Source organism: Nostoc sp. FACHB-888 (assembly GCF_014696655.1).
In the GTDB taxonomy this organism is placed as follows: domain Bacteria; phylum Cyanobacteriota; class Cyanobacteriia; order Cyanobacteriales; family Nostocaceae; genus Nostoc.
The window spans coordinates 25,202-41,308 of the sequence record NZ_JACJQM010000015.1 but is presented as its reverse complement, the minus strand read 5'-3'; the positions used below and the strand labels follow the sequence as shown (position 1 = coordinate 41,308).

14 protein-coding genes are annotated in these 16,107 nt (G+C 42.6%); 7 read left to right on the top strand and 7 right to left on the bottom strand.

The features are described from left to right. Positions 1–99: 99 nt before the first annotated feature. From H6G26_RS11990 to H6G26_RS11980, 3 genes are read right to left on the bottom strand one after another with little or no spacing between them, the layout of a single operon-like run. Positions 100–879, bottom strand: coding sequence for a pilus assembly protein PilO (locus H6G26_RS11990; protein WP_190729473.1), 780 nt, complete (start codon positions 877–879; stop codon positions 100–102). Beyond that, positions 876–1,652, bottom strand: a complete 777-nt coding sequence (locus H6G26_RS11985; RefSeq protein ID WP_190729472.1) for a PilN domain-containing protein — start codon at positions 1,650–1,652, stop codon at positions 876–878. The genes H6G26_RS11990 and H6G26_RS11985 overlap by 4 nt, the downstream gene beginning before the upstream one ends. 4 nt (positions 1,653–1,656) lie before the next feature. After that, positions 1,657–2,763, bottom strand: coding sequence for a type IV pilus biogenesis protein PilM (locus H6G26_RS11980; protein ID WP_190729471.1), 1,107 nt, complete (start codon positions 2,761–2,763; stop codon positions 1,657–1,659). 143 nt (positions 2,764–2,906) lie between these two features. Here H6G26_RS11980 and H6G26_RS11975 point away from each other — a divergent pair, with 143 nt between their 5' ends. Next, entirely contained in the window at positions 2,907–4,205 is a 1,299-nt protein-coding gene (locus tag H6G26_RS11975; protein ID WP_190729470.1) for a sugar ABC transporter substrate-binding protein, read from the top strand. Between the two features lie 124 nt (positions 4,206–4,329). Here the strand turns inward: H6G26_RS11975 and H6G26_RS11970 are convergent, their stop codons facing one another. From H6G26_RS11970 to H6G26_RS11960, 3 genes are all read right to left on the bottom strand, one after another. Next, positions 4,330–5,712 carry a folylpolyglutamate synthase/dihydrofolate synthase family protein gene (locus H6G26_RS11970; RefSeq protein WP_190729469.1) on the bottom strand — a complete coding sequence of 461 codons (1,383 nt, stop codon included), beginning with the start codon at positions 5,710–5,712 and terminating at the stop codon, positions 4,330–4,332. Between the two features lie 268 nt (positions 5,713–5,980). Beyond that, entirely contained in the window at positions 5,981–6,106 is a 126-nt protein-coding gene (locus tag H6G26_RS11965; protein ID WP_012411301.1) for a photosystem II protein Y, read from the bottom strand. Between the two features lie 184 nt (positions 6,107–6,290). Further along, the gene (locus tag H6G26_RS11960) at positions 6,291–6,818 is read right to left on the bottom strand and encodes a gamma carbonic anhydrase family protein (RefSeq protein ID WP_190729468.1); all 528 of its coding nucleotides are present in this window, start codon (positions 6,816–6,818) and stop codon (positions 6,291–6,293) included. A 239-nt stretch (positions 6,819–7,057) separates the two neighbouring features. Here H6G26_RS11960 and H6G26_RS11955 point away from each other — a divergent pair, with 239 nt between their 5' ends. From H6G26_RS11955 to map, 5 genes are all read left to right on the top strand, one after another. Further along, the gene (locus H6G26_RS11955; RefSeq protein ID WP_190729467.1) at positions 7,058–7,570 is read left to right on the top strand and encodes a TIGR02652 family protein; all 513 of its coding nucleotides are present in this window, start codon (positions 7,058–7,060) and stop codon (positions 7,568–7,570) included. 116 nt (positions 7,571–7,686) lie between these two features. Further along, positions 7,687–8,130 (top strand): VOC family protein, encoded by a 444-nt coding sequence (locus H6G26_RS11950; RefSeq protein WP_190729466.1) that lies wholly within the window; start codon positions 7,687–7,689, stop codon positions 8,128–8,130. 141 nt (positions 8,131–8,271) lie between these two features. Then, positions 8,272–11,133: a pitrilysin family protein gene (locus H6G26_RS11945; RefSeq protein WP_190729465.1), complete on the top strand. Its 2,862-nt coding sequence runs from the start codon at positions 8,272–8,274 to the stop codon at positions 11,131–11,133. A gap of 103 nt (positions 11,134–11,236) precedes the next feature. Continuing rightward, on the top strand, positions 11,237–11,761 hold the full coding sequence (locus tag H6G26_RS11940; RefSeq protein ID WP_190729464.1) for a cupredoxin domain-containing protein: 525 nt from the start codon (positions 11,237–11,239) through the stop codon (positions 11,759–11,761). A 279-nt stretch (positions 11,762–12,040) separates the two neighbouring features. Next, entirely contained in the window at positions 12,041–12,868 is an 828-nt protein-coding gene (map, locus tag H6G26_RS11935) for a type I methionyl aminopeptidase (protein ID WP_190729463.1), read from the top strand. Positions 12,869–13,051: 183 nt separating this feature from the next. On the opposite strand, the gene H6G26_RS11930 is transcribed toward map, so the two are convergent. Beyond that, on the bottom strand, positions 13,052–14,494 hold the full coding sequence (locus tag H6G26_RS11930; RefSeq protein ID WP_190729462.1) for a hypothetical protein: 1,443 nt from the start codon (positions 14,492–14,494) through the stop codon (positions 13,052–13,054). Between the two features lie 208 nt (positions 14,495–14,702). On the opposite strand from H6G26_RS11930, the gene H6G26_RS11925 reads away from it, so the two are divergent. Beyond that, positions 14,703–16,100 (top strand): amidase, encoded by a 1,398-nt coding sequence (locus tag H6G26_RS11925; protein WP_190729461.1) that lies wholly within the window; start codon positions 14,703–14,705, stop codon positions 16,098–16,100. Positions 16,101–16,107: the final 7 nt, after the last annotated feature.

Below are 16,107 nucleotides of genomic sequence, written 5' to 3'. Positions count from 1 at the left end.
TACAAAAAACTTTCAGTAGTTCGCTAAAAGTGAGAAGTTATGAGTGAATAGTTAGGAATGAGAACTCCTAACTCCTGACTCCTAACCTCTAACTCCTAACTACTTTTTCGGGGCAGCTTTAGCTGCGGCTGCGGCGGCTGCGGCGGCTATTTCTTCTGGACTAAGTGGCATCAATACCTGTAACTGGAATGATGTATTAATCGCTGCTGGTCCTACCTGCACAGGCGTTTTATCTAATGGATCTCTTGACTCTACTGGAGCCAAAGTTGCTTGATAATCTCTAACTATTAACAAAGGCTGTAAACGCTCGATGTTACGCATTATCGATTGCGTTTGTTCATAAGTTCCTGTAATTTCGGCATTAATACTGCTGCGTTGCAGTTTACCGTCAACCTGTACTCCTAAACTTCCATCGATAATTGGTTCTGGTTTTTGGGAAACTGGCACAAATTTCTTTAGTTTGGCTCTGACTACATTCAGAGAAGTAGCAGTATTGCCAGACTCAACTAAGCGATTCATATCCAGCAGCAATGTATCCAAGGTTTTTTCGTCAGCGAATAAACCTAAAACCTGAACTTTTTGCTGTTTTGCCTGTGCTAGTTCGTCTTTAACTTGGTCAATTTGTTTGATACTGGCTTTTTTTTGCTCAATTTGCCCTTGCAGTTCAGAGCTTTTTGCTTGCTGCTGCTGATAGCTTTCCCAAGCTGGCATCAGCAGGTTTAAAAATATATAACCTGCTCCCGCTAAACCAATTACCCCCACCAAAATCCCAATGATTTTTGGTGTGAAGGCAATACCAAATACCATAGGGTAAGCTGGCGTTTCCGAATCGAATTCCCCACCATGTTCGCCAAAATTTAAATCATCACTCAGCGTCATTTTGAAATGACTCCTGTTTGTTGCATACTACGAATTCGAGCCACTAAGCCCACTGTGCCTTTTTTTTCCAACTCCCGGATTAATTCTGAAGCAGGAACATCGTTCATACTCGATTGGATGGTGTATTTAACTACTTGCGGCGGTTTAACTGTTACACCATTAGTAAGTTGATCCACACCAGGTGGTAAAGGAGCATCCACTAACGTTGCTGTCAGAATTCTGCTTTCTGTGGACTTCAAGAATTGAGACTGTTGTAAACTCAATAAGAAATCATTGACATCGTTGAAAGAACGAGCCAATCCAGTAATTTCTAATCCCCCGGCAGGATTGCTTGCTGGCTGCCCCTCCGCCGCTGGAATGGGTGGGATTTGCTTGATGGTCTGGATTTGCACTGCCACCGGGATGCGATCGCGCAAATCTTGCAGCATTGCTGACCAAGGCCGAATTTGGTCAAATACAGTAACTAAAGCTTGGGTTTCTCCTTTAATTGCATTCGTCTCGGCTTTGATTTTGTTAATATTTCCGATTTCTGTATCTAATCTCTTGCTTTCTTGCTCTAATTGTGCTATCTGTGCCTCTAATTCAACAATCTTCCCTTGCAACAGCCACCAACCAAGCCCCAATAAAGCTGGAAGGACTACACCTACTGCAACTCCCGCATAGATTGGTGTCAAATCCCCTGTAGGCAGATTTAGGGATATTCCTCCCTTTCTCTCAGGCTTTTTCTGGTATGCTGGGCGATCTTTAAGAAAGTTAACATCTAGGCTGTACATTTTGTTACACCTCCCGCATTCCTAGACCAAGTACGATTGCCAAGCCTGAGCGTTGCACCTGTGGATATTTATCCGTGTCAACTTCCAAAGACAAAGACCCGATTGGATCTATTTGGGTAGTTGGCAAGCTCAATCGTTGGGTAAAGAATTCATCTAGTTGTTGGAGTCCACCTCCTGGGCCAGCTAATATAATCTGCGCTACCTCCAAATTTTCACTTTGATTCAGGTAAAAATCGATGGAACGGCGTAGTTCATCCGTTAGTTCTCCCAATACTCTCAATATGGCTGCCATACCAGGATTGAGTTCAGTAACGCCGGTTTTACCGCCGTCTATGGGAGTTGGGGGAATAACCATCCCATGTAACAGTTCCATATCTCGTGATGTGGGTAAGCTCATTGCCCTTGCTAAGGCAGTTTGCATTTGATAAGTCCCGATTGGAACTGTGCGCGAAAATTGCGGCACTCCGTTAACGATGATGGCAATTTCTGTACTATCGAACTCTATATCAACTAGTACTGCTGCTTCTTGCGGCCCAAATTGTCGCAATTGCTCACGAATAGTCCGAATTAGAGCAAAGCTGTTAATTTCTAAAACATCAATTTGTAATCCTGCCTGCTCGAATGTACTTATATAGGTATCTGTTATCTCCTTGCGGGTGGCAACTAGGAGTACGTGTACTTTTTCAATGCCATCTTCATCTACAAAGTACCCAAGTTTCTGATAATCTACATCAGCCTCTTCACGAGGATAGGGTAAATACAAACCTGCTTCATGGTTCAGCACCATTTCTCGCAGTTCTTTATCATCTAACTCTGCTGGTACTGGTATTATCCGAACGATGGAATCTCGCCCTGGTACACCAGTAGCAACGCGAGAAGTTTTGATTTTGCTCTCAGCTAGCGCCTGTTGGATTAATTGCGCCATTGCTGCGGTGTCGGTGATTTGACCATCGGTAACTACGCCTTCTGGAACTGCTACCGATGTAAAGGTTTCTAGTTTTAAGCCTTGACGTTGCTTGCGTAGCTGAACTACATTGACCCGTTCGGGAGCAAGTTCAATGCCGACCCCCTTATTCGATTTGCCAAACAGACTATTGAAGCTTTTTACCACAGTTGTGCCCGCTGGACTGCTAAATTGAAAATTTAAATGATACTAAGAAATGGACTTGGTGCTTAGGTAATTTATTTAACCTTTAATCTCGACAATTCTGATCTAAGCTTTTCACACTGAGCAAGCGTAAAAATACTGGGAAAATGATTCAATTAAGAAAATTTAAACAACTTGTTGCTTTTGTACTGCTTGGCCTATTAACCAGTTGGGTTGTAAGCTGCGGCACAGGTAATGTCAGTACAGATACAAAACAGGCTACTTCCGGTACGGCAACTGTTGAGTTTTGGACGATGCAACTCCAACCTCAATTTACCGACTACTTCAAAAGCCTAATTGCGAATTTTGAATCGCAAAACCCAGGTATAAAGGTTAACTGGGTTGATGTACCTTGGGCGGCGATGGAGAACAAAATTTTAACAGCTGTCTCAGCAAAAACGCCACCTGATGTAGTTAACCTCAATCCGGGTTTTGCTTCCCAACTTGCGGGACGAAATGCCTGGTTAGATTTAGATACGAAAGTCCCAAACGATGTACGTTCCTCCTATCTACCGAATATCTGGAGAGCAAGCACGCTCAATGGCAAGAGTTTTGGCATTCCTTGGTATCTCACCACACGGCTAACCATTTATAACACTGATTTATTAAAACAGGCAGGTATCAATAAAACACCCACAACCTACGCAGAATTGGCACAAGCAGCGCAACAAATTAAAGATAAGACCGGCAAATATGCGTTTTTTGTGACTTTCGTACCACAAGATTCTGGTGAAGTGTTGGAATCTTTCGTGCAAATGGGAGTCACCCTAGTAGATGCTGAAGGGAAAGCGGCGTTTAATTCAGCACAAGGTAAGGCAGCGTTTCAGTATTGGGTAGACTTGTATAAAAAAGGGCTGCTTCCTAAAGAAGCTTTGACCCAAGGACATCGCCACGCGATCGATTTATACCAATCTGGAGAGACTGCGTTTCTAGCCTCTGGGCCAGAGTTTCTGAAAACGATCGCTAATAATGCCCCGAAAATTGCTCAAGCTTCAGCGATCGCACCTCAACTCACTGGTGACACAGGTAAGAAGAATGTCGCGGTGATGAACATGGTTATTCCCCGCGATAGCAAACAACCAGATGGTGCTGTGAAATTTGCTTTATTTGTTACCAATGACGAAAATCAGTTAGCCTTTGCTAAAGCTGCAAATGTCCTACCTTCTACAGTCAAAGCATTATCTGATAGTTACTTTAAAGAGGTTCCAGCTAATGCTTCAACAGTAGAGAAAGCGCGGGTTATCACTGCTCAACAACTGCAACAGGCAGAAATATTAACTCCTACTTTGAAGGATTCAAACAAACTGCAAAAGGCAATTTATGAGAACTTGCAAGCAGCAATGTTAGACCAGAAGACTGTAGATAAAGCTGTAGAAGATGCGGAGCAAGAGTGGAACAATAGATAAATTAGGGGATTGGGCATAGGGCATGGGGTATTGGGCAAGAGGACTTGGGGACAAGGGGAAAGACTTGTTTCAATTTCTCATCTCTTGTCCCCCTGCCTCCCCTGCTTCCCCCACTCCCCACTCCCTACTCCTTATTCCCTTTTTGTAAAAAATCGCCAACTAAATAAAGGGAACCACACACAATTATTAAATCGTCTGTGGTGGTGGTTGAGGTTGCGGCTTCTAGTGCTGTGAATAAATCTGGATGGATTTGGCGATCGCTTAATTTGGGGCAGAGGCTATAAGCTAGATTTGCTAAGTAGTCTAAATCAGCAGAAGTTCTGCCCGGCCAAGATTCTACTGGTATTGGTGCTAAAAAAAGGCGATCGCCTGAGCGCAGTAAGGCGGTAAAAATATCAGCATGATCCTTATCGGAAAACATTCCGATAACCCAATTGACTGGCTTAAGGTTAACTGCGTCTAAGCTATCGACATACTGGCGAAGAACTTGAGCAGCTGCGGTATTATGAGCGCCATCAAGTAATAATTTATGGTTTTTCCAGGTAGTCCATTGCATCCGCCCCGGCCATTTAGTTTTTGCCATGCCGTTAATTATGGCTTCTTCAGAAATCTGCCAACCCTGTTGTTGGAGAATTTCTAAAGTAGCTAAAGCCAAAGCTGAATTTGCTAATTGAATTTGTCCCGCTAATGGCAAAGGGTATTTAATTAAGTTTGAATTTTGAATATTTTGATATTCTGCCAATCCTGTAGCGATTTGACGGGCGGGTTGAGGCGTAAAAATCGGGCATTGTAATTCTAAAGCACGCGATCGCACAACTTCTTCTGCATCCAGTGGCAATGCGCCAACCACAACAGGACATCCAGGCTTAAGGATACCTGCTTTTTCTCTAGCAATATCAGCGATGGTAGGGCCGAGTTGTTGCCAGTGTTCCCGGCTGATGGAAGTGATGATCGTAACCAAGGGTTCTAAGCAGACATTTGTCGCATCTAAGCGCCCTCCTAGTCCGACTTCTACCACAGCCACATCGACTTGTTGCTGGGCAAAATATAACCAAGCAGCTGCGGTAATTACTTCAAACTGAGTCGGGTTACCATACTTCTTCGATAAGGCTTGATCCCCTCTAGCCCCCGTTTTCAAGGGTGGAACATAGCCCCCCTTTTTAAGGGGGGTTGGGGGGATCTCCTCATCATCAGCACCAATAACCGCTTGCACTTTTTCTAATAATTGGCTCAATTCCTCAGAGGATATTGGCTGTTCATTTAAACAAATACGTTCCGTCCAGTCCACTAAATGGGGGGAAGTGTAGCGTCCTGTCCGATAACCAGCCTCAGTGAGTACCGAGGAAAGATAGGCACAAACCGAACCTTTGCCATTTGTGCCAGCAACGTGAATTACCGGGATTTGGTGATGGGGATTGCCGAGATTTGCCAATAGGTTGGCAATGCGATCGAGTCCCAGATGGACACCAAAGCGTTGTAGGGGTTGTATTACAGAATCGATATCCAAGGAAAGGGAAAGGGGAGTGGGGGCAAGGTGCAGGGGGCAGGGGAAGCAGGGGAAGAAGAACCATTATGTATGATTCACCCATGCTCCATGCCTAATGCCTCATTAATCGTTATACAGCAATTCTCGGCCCTTGCAAGGTACAAGAACCCCACCCCCAGCCCCCTCTCGAAGAGCGGGGAGGGGGCTATGATGATTAGGAAATGCTATAAAACCGACTGTCTCTGTAAATAGAAACAGCCGATTCAAGATTGATGATATTAAATCGAATTTAGGCTTCTCTATCCAAAAAGCCTTGAATTTGTCTTAAAGCCGCAGCACCAATATTAAACACTGCCCAGCTAGCAGCAATGACAACTGGTGCTAAAACGATCGCTATACGGTAATCGATATCCATATCTAGAACCCCTCTCTTAAGTAGAAATTAAAGTTTTGTCAACTGCTCTCATTTTTATTTTTAGCTGAAGTGGGCAATTTTTCCAAATACAAATGTAAAGAATGTTTAAATTATTGGGAATTGGGAATTGGGAATTGGGCATGGTTATATCTCCTTGTCCCCTTGTCCCCTTGTCCCCTTGTCCCTAAGACTTCTTAAACCCGATATCAGTACCTTTGCCAGCATGAACTAAAGCTAACTTTTGGTAACGTTGGGCATGTTCAATCAGTTCTGCGGCTTCAGCCTCTGTTACTTGCCGTAACGCTTTGCCAGGAATACCAACAATTAGGGATAGGGCAGGTACATCTTTGGTTACGACTGCACCAGCGCCAATAATGCTACCAGCACCTACTCGTACCCCATCTAAAATTACTGCGCCAATGCCAATCAAACTTCCACGCTCAATGTAAGCAGAATGTATCACAGCGCGATGCCCTACGGTAACATAATCTTCTAAAATTGTCGGAAAACCAGGATCGCCATGTAAAATTGCACCATCCTGAATATTTGTGCATTCGCCAATTTCAATCCGTTCCACATCTCCTCTAACCACTGCTCCATACCAAATGCTCACCCCTGCTGCTATATTTACCGAACCTATAACAACGGCATTGGCTGCGATAAACGCAGCTTGAGAAAAATCGACAGATGGCCAGTAAGAAGCGGTAGACACGATAGAATATGAATATGGTACCCAGGAACACTGGAGAAACTCCAACCTTTGAGGCTGGTTGCACAACTAGGATATCACAGCGTCAAACCTCTACAGTGAGGAAAACACTAGTGAACAATGTTCCTGGCGCAACTACGTGTCTGTGCAGCAACGAGCAAGTAACCCAAAGTGGTGGAGCTAAGGTGTATAATAAAATACACTAGTGCTAGTGAAGACAAAATTATGTTTGTACGCACTTCATGATGAATCCAGCCTTGCAGTACCCAATGTTTGGGCCTGAAATACAGTGTCCCCATTGTCGCCAGACTATTCCGGCGCTGACATTAACAGATACCTATTTGTGTTCGCGTCATGGCGCGTTTGAAGCTAATCCTAAAAATGGAGAGTTAATCCATTTGCAATCGGGGCGTCATTGGCGAAGGTGGAATAATGAATGGTATAGACAGCATACTCATCCCGATGGTATTCGGTTTGAAATTCACGAAGCATTAGACAAGCTCTATACCCAAGGCTATCGAGCAACAAGAGTGATTATCGCTCGACGCTATCAGGAATTGATGAGTGGCTACTTAGAACGAAGCACGCCTTGGCGTTCTGGACAACCAGAAGCGACTGCTACGCGTTTGTATGGCTTACCCGTGGAATTTAGCCCTGATACCTCAGAAGATGACTGTTGGGAAGTGATTAATTTTGACTTGGAAAAAGAGCCTGGCGTCCCTGTACGCTACCCCTATTTCAGGTTGTTTGAGTAATGGTCATTGGTCATTAGTCATTGGTCATTTGAAAATAACTAATGACAACTGACAAAGCAAAGCGCAAAGTCTGAGCGGAGGAAACTTCGCTCAGACTTTGTAAGAGAGGACAAATTATGCACCATGCTTCTATTCGGACTGCGAATATTCATCGAGCGATCGCTTTCTACGAACATTTAGGGTTTACAATCTCAGAACGCTTTACCACAGGCTACACTCTAGCTTGCTGGATGGAAGGATTGGGCGGCAGAATTGAACTGATCCAAATTCCCGAACCAAAGCCAGCCCCAGATGCCTTTGCTGACGAACATTATGTGGGCTACTATCATCTCTCGTTCGATTTAACAGAGATTACACCAGATTTACCTAGCTGGTTGACAAATTTACAAGAACGTGTATCACTTGCAGCTGAGAGTCAAACCGAAGAATTACAACCGTTGAAGGTACTTTTAGAACCGACACAACAACAAATAGGCGATCGCATTTATGAAGTGGCTTTCATCGCCGATACCGATGGCTTACCTCTGGAATTTATTCGGGTTTTAGTAAAACTCCCATAATTTAGCTTTTTTATTAGCTTTATTGCTAATATATTGTTTTTCTGTATTGTTACCGAGGCAACAGATTTTTTTGCCAGATTAAACTAATACCACTCTTCAAAACAATTCTGTAACTTAAGTTACAGAATAATTGCTAAATATATGTATCGAGCTTCCAGATTTTATAAATATCCTGTGCCGTTATTACTTTTAAGCTTATGGCTAGTAGCGGTTTTTTTATTGAGCGATCAACCTGTTTATAGCCAATATGCAACTATATCTAACAAAGAAAAATATCAATCAATCTTGTTAGCAAAAAGAATAATGCCCTCAACACTGACAGAAAATGTCCGCAAGACAGTGCTGGAGAATGGTCTAACTATCCTGACAAAGGAAGTGCATACTGCGCCAGTAGTGACGGTGCAAGTGTGGTATAAGGTTGGCTCACGCAACGAAGAACCGGGCGTGAATGGCATTGCCCACCAGTTGGAACACATGATGTTTAAAGGCACAAAAAATCGTCCAATTCAATTTGGACGTTTGTTTAGTGCTTTAGGTAGTGATTCCAATGCTTTTACTAGCTATGACCAAACCGCATATTACGGTACTGTGGAACGAAACAAGCTGAAAGCGCTCTTAATGCTGGAAGCAGACAGAATGCAAAATTCCCAGATTGAGCCAGAACAACTAGCGAGTGAAAAACGAGTAGTAATTTCCGAGTTGCAGGGTTACGAAAATAGTCCAGAATATCGCCTCAACCGTGCTGTAATGCAGGCGGTGTTTCCTAATCACGCTTATGGGTTGCCTGTAGGTGGTACCAAAGCTGATGTTGAGAAATTTGAAGTTGAGCAGGTACAGAAATATTACCGCAATTTTTACAGTCCCGATAATGCTGTCTTAGTAATTGTTGGAGATTTTCAAACTGCAAATACCCTGGAAATAGTTAAAGAGGTATTTGGCAAATTACCGAAGAGGCAGGAGGGAGAGGGCAGGTGGCAGGATAGCGCAGCGTTAGCGAGTCCGCGAGCGTCGGCAGATGGCAAGAGGCAGGAGGCAGGAATTATTTCTTCCTCATCTCCGATAGTATTGCGAGAACCGGGAGCAGGGAGGCTTTTGCAGGCGGTGTATCCGCTACCAGATATAAACCAACCGGATGTGCCTGCGCTGGATGTGATGGATTACATCTTGACAGAGGGACGAAATTCTAGACTTTATCAGGCATTGGTAGAATCAGGTTTAGCTAGTGAATTAACAGCATCGGTTACCAGTTTGCGAGAATCTGGTTGGTATGAGATGTTGATAACGGCTGATTCTAAACAAGATTTGAAAAAAATTGACTCAGTGTTGAGTAGTGCGATCGCTAATGTAGCAAAAAAAGGCGTGACATTAGAGGAAGTTGAACGAGCCAAAACCCAATTAACAGCAGATGTAATTTTGAGTAACCGTGATATCACTTCTCAAGGAATGCAATTGGGCAATGATGAGACAACTGCTGGTGATTATCGTTACACAGACCGCTATTTGGCTGCTGTTCGTCTGGTGAAGCCGGCGGATGTCGTTGCTGTCATCAACAAATACCTCACCAAAGAAACGCGGACAGTAGGCTTTTTTGAACCTACTCAGAAGCGAATAGCAGAGATTGGCGACAAACCAGACTCAGCTCAAACAACAGAGAGTTTCTCTACTGTAGCTCCCATGCTCTTGTCTGAAGTAGTGAAGTACTTACCGCCTGTGGATTTAGCTACAGATGCAATCGCACAAGTATTACCACAGCAATTTAAATTTACTAATGGACTGCGGTTATTACTGTTACCCGATCATAGTACTCCCACTGTTACCTTGAGTGGTCACATTCAAGCCGGAAAGGAATTTGATTTAGATGAGCAAGCTGGACTGGCTGCTTTTGTGGCAAAGAATTTGCTAAATGGTACTAAGAGCAAAGATGTATTAACTATTGCCAAAGTTTTAGCAGAACGAGGGGCGAGTTTAGACTTTGAAGCCTACCGTGAAGGTGTGCGGATTGAGGGTGATAGTTTAGCAAAGGATTTGCCGATACTCCTTGAGATATTGGCAGATGTTGTTAAAAATAGTACCTTTCCAGTCAAAGAGTTGGAATTGTATCGTCAACAAGCTTTAACTGATGTACAACTCGAATTAGATGAGCCATCAGAAGTAGCTAGAAGAATATTTGTTCAGTCAATTTACCCGAAAAAACATCCCTTACATACTTTTCCCACAGAGGAGAGTTTACAGAAGATTCAGCGTCAGGATGTGATTGATTTCAAAACCAAACATTATCGTCCCGACACGACAGTGCTAGCGTTAGTGGGAGATTTTGATCTAGACATTGTGCGATCGCTCATTCAAAATCAGTTTGGTAACTGGGAAGTTAGCGGCCAAGCACCAACATTAAAATATCCCACGGTGCCAATGCCGGAGAAAATAGTCAGTGTCAACCCAGTTTTATCAGGTAAAGCCCAAGCCGTTACCTATATGGGTTACACAACTATTAACCGTTATGATCCTCGGTTTCACGCAGCCTTAGTATTGAACCAGATTTTGGGAGGCGATACCCTATCTAGTAGACTGGGTGCAGAAGTGCGCGATCGCCAAGGCTTAACCTATGGAATTTATAGCACCTTCCAAGCCGGGAAGAATGCAGGTACATTTTTGATAGAAATGCAAACTAGTCCTGAAGATAGCAGAAAAGCGATCGCTAGCACCCGCCAAATGCTACAGCAAATCCATCAACAAGGCGTTACCCCACTGGAAGTAGAAACAGCTAAACGCACCCTCATCAGTAACTACAACGTTTCCTTGGCAAACCCAGAGGAATTAACAGATAGAATTCTGATGAATGAGGTGTACGGACTCGATAAAGGAGAATTGCACTCCTTCACTGACAAAATTCAGAAAGTCACCCTTACCCAAGTTAATCAAGCGGCTCGTGAGTTACTCCACCCAGATCAAATTGTAGTCGTTACTGCTGGGCCATCTGTGTTAGCAGAGAAAAGCATTAAGTAGAGATGGGCACTGGGGATGGATAATATAAAGAATGGGTAAAGTGGTTTTTTCCGCTACCTATTAATTTTTCTTACTCATCAGCACTGCCTTTTGAGAAATAGTGATGAAAATTTACAATCATTTTTACGAAATTGTAATTAAATATTTTACTTACTTAACTCATGCTTGGATGCAAATATTACGGCTAAAATACGTGATATTAACGTTATTCTTCAGCCTAAATTTTATCGCTGCTAGTCCAGCAATGGCGGCTAATTTGTCTAGTGATTTACTCAAACAACCAGCCACAGAAATTACAGTTAGCTTGGGTAATTCGGCTAACGAACTTAAGTTTGAGCCAAATCATTTGGAATTCGAGGCTGGTAAACGCTATCAACTAAGGCTTACCAATCCCAGCCAACTGAAGCACTATTTTACTGCTAAAGATTTTGCCGATAGCATCTGGACACAAAAAGTCCAAGCAGGCAAAGTAGAAATCAAAGGAGCCATTCATGAATTGGAACTCAAGCCGGGTGCTGAGGCAGAATGGGTATTTGTGCCCCTAAAATCTGGCACTTATGGCTTACGTTGTCCAATACTGGGACATACAGAAGCAGGTATGACTGGAGAAATTGTCATCAAGAATTAAAAATTATTCGACTTAGTATTTGGTAGCGTTCTAATCTTTCAATTAAAGATAATTGAGCGAAGTCCCATAATGTGCAGCGAAAAATAAGTTAGGGCGATTTTGGTTCAAGTTCAACACATCAAGAATAGGCGAATATGTTATTATATATACGTTAGCGGCTAACTGAAAGAACCCCTATCAGGGATTAAAATAACTTAAATTATAGATATTATTTCTCAAGTAATCTAGAGAAAGCATTAATACTTCAGCGCCAGAGCCACCAGTAATTATTAATTTCCCATGAACATCTTCAGTAACTTACTTTCTCAAGCGACTCAGCCTGCACCTGCGAAAAAACAACGTCGAGGGATTGAAATTAAATCGCCGCGTGAAATTGAAATCATGCGGCAATCATCAGCAATTGTGGCAACTGTCCTAAAAGAAATTTCCGAGCTAGTAAAGCCAGGAATGACCACGGCTGATTTGGATGCTTATGCAGAAAAACGCATCCGCGAAATGGGTGCAACACCGAGTTTTAAAGGATATCATGGGTTTCCAGGTTCTATCTGCTCCAGCATTAACAATGAAGCAGTGCATGGCATTCCTAGTCCTAAGAAAGTAATTCGCGTAGGAGATGTATTAAAAGTAGATACGGGCGCTTATTATCAAGGCTTTCATGGTGATTCTTGCATTTCAATTGCTGTGGGTGAAGTGACGCAAGAAGCTACTAAATTAATTCGCGTAGCAGAAGAAGCTTTATATAAAGGCATTGAGCAAGTTAAGGCTGGTGTATACTTACTTGACCTAGCTGGAGCAATTGAAGATCATGTGAAATCTAACGGCTTTAGTATAGTCGAAGAATTCACTGGACACGGTGTTGGGCGTAACCTGCACGAAGAACCTTCAGTATTCAACTATCGTACCCGCGAGATGCCAAATGTTAAACTCCGTGCGGGGATGACGCTGGCTATTGAGCCAATTTTAAATGCGGGTTCTAGACACACCCGGACATTATCTGACCGTTGGACAGCAGTGACTGTGGATAATTCTTTATCGGCTCAGTTTGAGCATACAGTGTTAGTTACAGAGACTGGTTATGAGATTTTGACTGACCGTTCTAAGCTGTAATTGTTAGGTAATTATCTGTTGTTGAGAAGACATATAACGGTTCTCGGTTGAGTGAGGTAGAAGAACCCCACCCCCAACCCCCTCCCCGCAAGCGAGGAGGGGGCTATGATGTGTGATGTACCTTATGTGATTAGAAAACGACTTCGTAAAAGTTGTCGGGGGTCTAATTTATTACTGCTATATTTATTTGATAGCAGCATAGTTAGTTTTATAACTAGGAAGCATTTCTTTAGCTTGTATATAGACAGACGTACTTTTTGGAATCGCTTCTAATAAATTGATTGCCTGTTGCCATTTATCTTTCGCTTGTTGTTGAATTAGTAGCGAATCAGGTGGGTTTTGTACATATAAATTAGCTTCTGTTGCTAACTTTTGGGCTGATTCTAAGTTTGCTAAAGCTTGCTTTTCAATTAAGATTCTTTGACTGATAGATTTATAGTTAATCCGATAGTAAGCTAATTTTTCCTCTGCTCGATCAGAAACCGATGTTTCATGAGGAATACTATCTAACAAGTTTATTGCCTGATGCCATTTGGTTTCTGCTTGTTGCCAGGTTTTTAGAAGATGCGGTGGACTTTGAACTAGAGAAGCAGCCTCCATACCGAGTTTTTGAGCAAATTTAAAATTAGCGATCGCGCTTCTTTCTTGAGTTAAGCTTAGATGCTCTCTAATTTTCCAACTACCAAAACCTAAGATTAATATACTTGAGGCTATGATCAAAGCCGAACGCACTATTTTTTGTGTCGAAAATTTTGGTACTATTTCTAACTGCTGGCTAATAATTGGTTCTTGGCTAATTTTCTGTCCAATCTTTTTTAAGGCTTCTTCTGCCTGTTCCTTTAAAATGTCAGACTGAATAATTAAAGCATGAATTTGCTCTTGAAAAAAATCACGTTCATTAAGAATATCTGTCAACTCTTGAAATTTACCATCACTTGATATAATTAATTCGTGGTTATCATCTAACCACTCTAAAGCAAAGCCAGATTTACCATAGAAAGCAGACGCTCCTAATAAAATATTTAACAAGCTACGGCTATTTTTAATGGTATTAAAAATATAATTTAACTTTTGCTGTAACTGTAAGAGTTCATTTTGAGAATTAGTTATTTTTTGAATCTGACGCTCTAAAATTTGAGAATCTTCAAAGACTAAGTTAATTTGTAAGCTTTCAGCAATCAGTTGAAATTTGGCGTATAGGCTAAGATGATTAATATCAGAATTTAGTTTATTGACCAACTTAACATCACTGAGAATATCAGTAGCTATTGCCTGTAAAAAATAACCCCATTCAATCCAGTCATCAATTTTTGATTTTAGTTCAGTTAGTGAAATTTGAGTTTCTGAGTTGCCAAATTTTTTTGCGATCGCTGGATGTACGAATCCAACACTAGGTATGAGCAAACTAGCTACTGTATCTATTCGAGGCAGTGTAGCGATCGCAGAAGTTTTGATGTTCTGAAATTGAAATTCCTGAGCAATTAATTTTTGAATATTTCGTAGTTGTTCCTGAGCATTATTGATCAGGACAACTTGTTCTGTGATTTCATTGGAATCACCAATAGTCAGTTTTAGACTCTGAATCAGTGTTGGCAATTCACTAACAAGTATTTCTAAGTTAGCCATAAATACCTCTTAGGGATTTGTCGAAGGTTTATTGCAAAACAATTAAAATCGCTTGAGTAAGAACGTAACCACGCCTGTTGCATCTGAGCATCCTAGTTGAGTGACAAATGCCAGGAGCCATAAAATATATAGTTCCCAGAAATCCTGCTAAAGTAACAATTTAGGTTAAAAATCCCAGAGAAAGCCAAAACTACCCATTCACTAACTTATGAATGAAGTTGATTTAGCATTTACCCCAGCACTAGAGTTGGCGCAGTTAATTCATCGCCGGGAAGTATCACCGCTAGAGTTAGTGGAAATATATTTAGAACGGATTGGGCAGTTGAATCCCCAATTAGGAAGTTATTTTACGGTGACGGCAGAATTAGCGAAGGCAGATGCCAAAGCCAAAACAGAATTATTGACAACTACCTCAGAATTACCACCATTTTTTGGGGTGCCGATTTCCATTAAAGACCTAAATGCTGTAGCAGGTGTTACGTGTACTTATGGAAATCCAGCATTACTAAACAATATTCCTAACTATGATGATGGAGTTGTAGCAAGGCTTAAGCAAGCTGGATTTACTATTCTCGGTAAAACAGCCACTTCCGAATTAGGTTCATTACCTTACACAGAACCTACGGGTTTTCCCTCAGCTAGAAATCCGTGGAATCTAGAATACACCCCTGGCGGTTCTAGTGGTGGCGCGGCGGCGGCAGTAGCAGCAGGATTGTGTGCGATCGCTCAGGGTTCTGATGGTGGTGGCTCAATTCGGGGGCCTGCGGCTTGTTGTGGTTTGGTGGGACTCAAACCATCCAGGGGCAGGGTGAGTAAAGCACCCGTAGGTGAACGCCTCGCTGGAATTGCCGCCAACGGGCCGATCGCCCGGACTGTGGCTGATGCTGCCGCCCTTTTGGATACCATATCTGGCTATGTTACAGGCGATCCTTACTGGTTGCCAGATCCTGAACCATCATTTCTCGCCGCCACTCAGACAAAACTCGGTGCTTTGCGAATTGCCTTTGACATTAACATTCCTCCTTTGGGAGAAGCTGATGCCAACTGTCAGCAAGGTGTTCGGCAAACAGTCCAGTTATTAGAACAACTTGGCCACCACGTTGAACAGAAATGTCCAGATTTTAGCGGTTTAGTTGAATCATTTCAAATCGTTTGGCAAGCTGGAGTAGCTGCGTCAGGGCTTCCAGTTGAAGCTTTACAACCATTGAATCGCTGGCTATTTGCCCGCACAGGTTCTGTTGCTCAATACCTGCAAGCAGTTTCTCAAATGCAGATTGTGGCACGGCAAATTGTAGCTTTTTTCGATACCGTGGATGTGCTGGTATTGCCAGTTTATCTACATTCACCTATCCGCGTTGGGGAATGGGCTTCGCTGAGTCCAGAAGAGATATTCCAAAACATTATTGAGTGGGTTGCCCCTTGTCCGCCTGCAAATGCAACTGGACAACCTGCGATCGCAATTCCTGTAGGTTTTGATAGTAATGGTTTGCCCATCAGTGTGCAGCTAATTGGTAAGCCTGCTGCTGAAGCCACACTCATCAGCCTAGCAGCCCAATTAGAAGCAGCTAACCCTTGGATTCATCATCGTCCAGCCTTTGCAATATAGGGCTAAC

Coding starts and splice junctions, on each gene's coding strand:
- H6G26_RS11990 (WP_190729473.1), bottom strand. CDS start 879: ATGACGCTGAGTGATGATTTAAATTTTGGCGAACATGGTGGGGAATTC.
- H6G26_RS11985 (WP_190729472.1), bottom strand. CDS start 1,652: ATGTACAGCCTAGATGTTAACTTTCTTAAAGATCGCCCAGCATACCAG.
- H6G26_RS11975 (WP_190729470.1), top strand. CDS start 2,907: ATGATTCAATTAAGAAAATTTAAACAACTTGTTGCTTTTGTACTGCTT.
- H6G26_RS11965 (WP_012411301.1), bottom strand. CDS start 6,106: ATGGATATCGATTACCGTATAGCGATCGTTTTAGCACCAGTTGTCATT.
- H6G26_RS11955 (WP_190729467.1), top strand. CDS start 7,058: ATGATGAATCCAGCCTTGCAGTACCCAATGTTTGGGCCTGAAATACAG.
- H6G26_RS11950 (WP_190729466.1), top strand. CDS start 7,687: ATGCACCATGCTTCTATTCGGACTGCGAATATTCATCGAGCGATCGCT.
- H6G26_RS11945 (WP_190729465.1), top strand. CDS start 8,272: ATGTATCGAGCTTCCAGATTTTATAAATATCCTGTGCCGTTATTACTT.
- H6G26_RS11940 (WP_190729464.1), top strand. CDS start 11,237: ATGAAAATTTACAATCATTTTTACGAAATTGTAATTAAATATTTTACT.
- map (WP_190729463.1), top strand. CDS start 12,041: ATGAACATCTTCAGTAACTTACTTTCTCAAGCGACTCAGCCTGCACCT.
- H6G26_RS11930 (WP_190729462.1), bottom strand. CDS start 14,494: ATGGCTAACTTAGAAATACTTGTTAGTGAATTGCCAACACTGATTCAG.
- H6G26_RS11925 (WP_190729461.1), top strand. CDS start 14,703: ATGAATGAAGTTGATTTAGCATTTACCCCAGCACTAGAGTTGGCGCAG.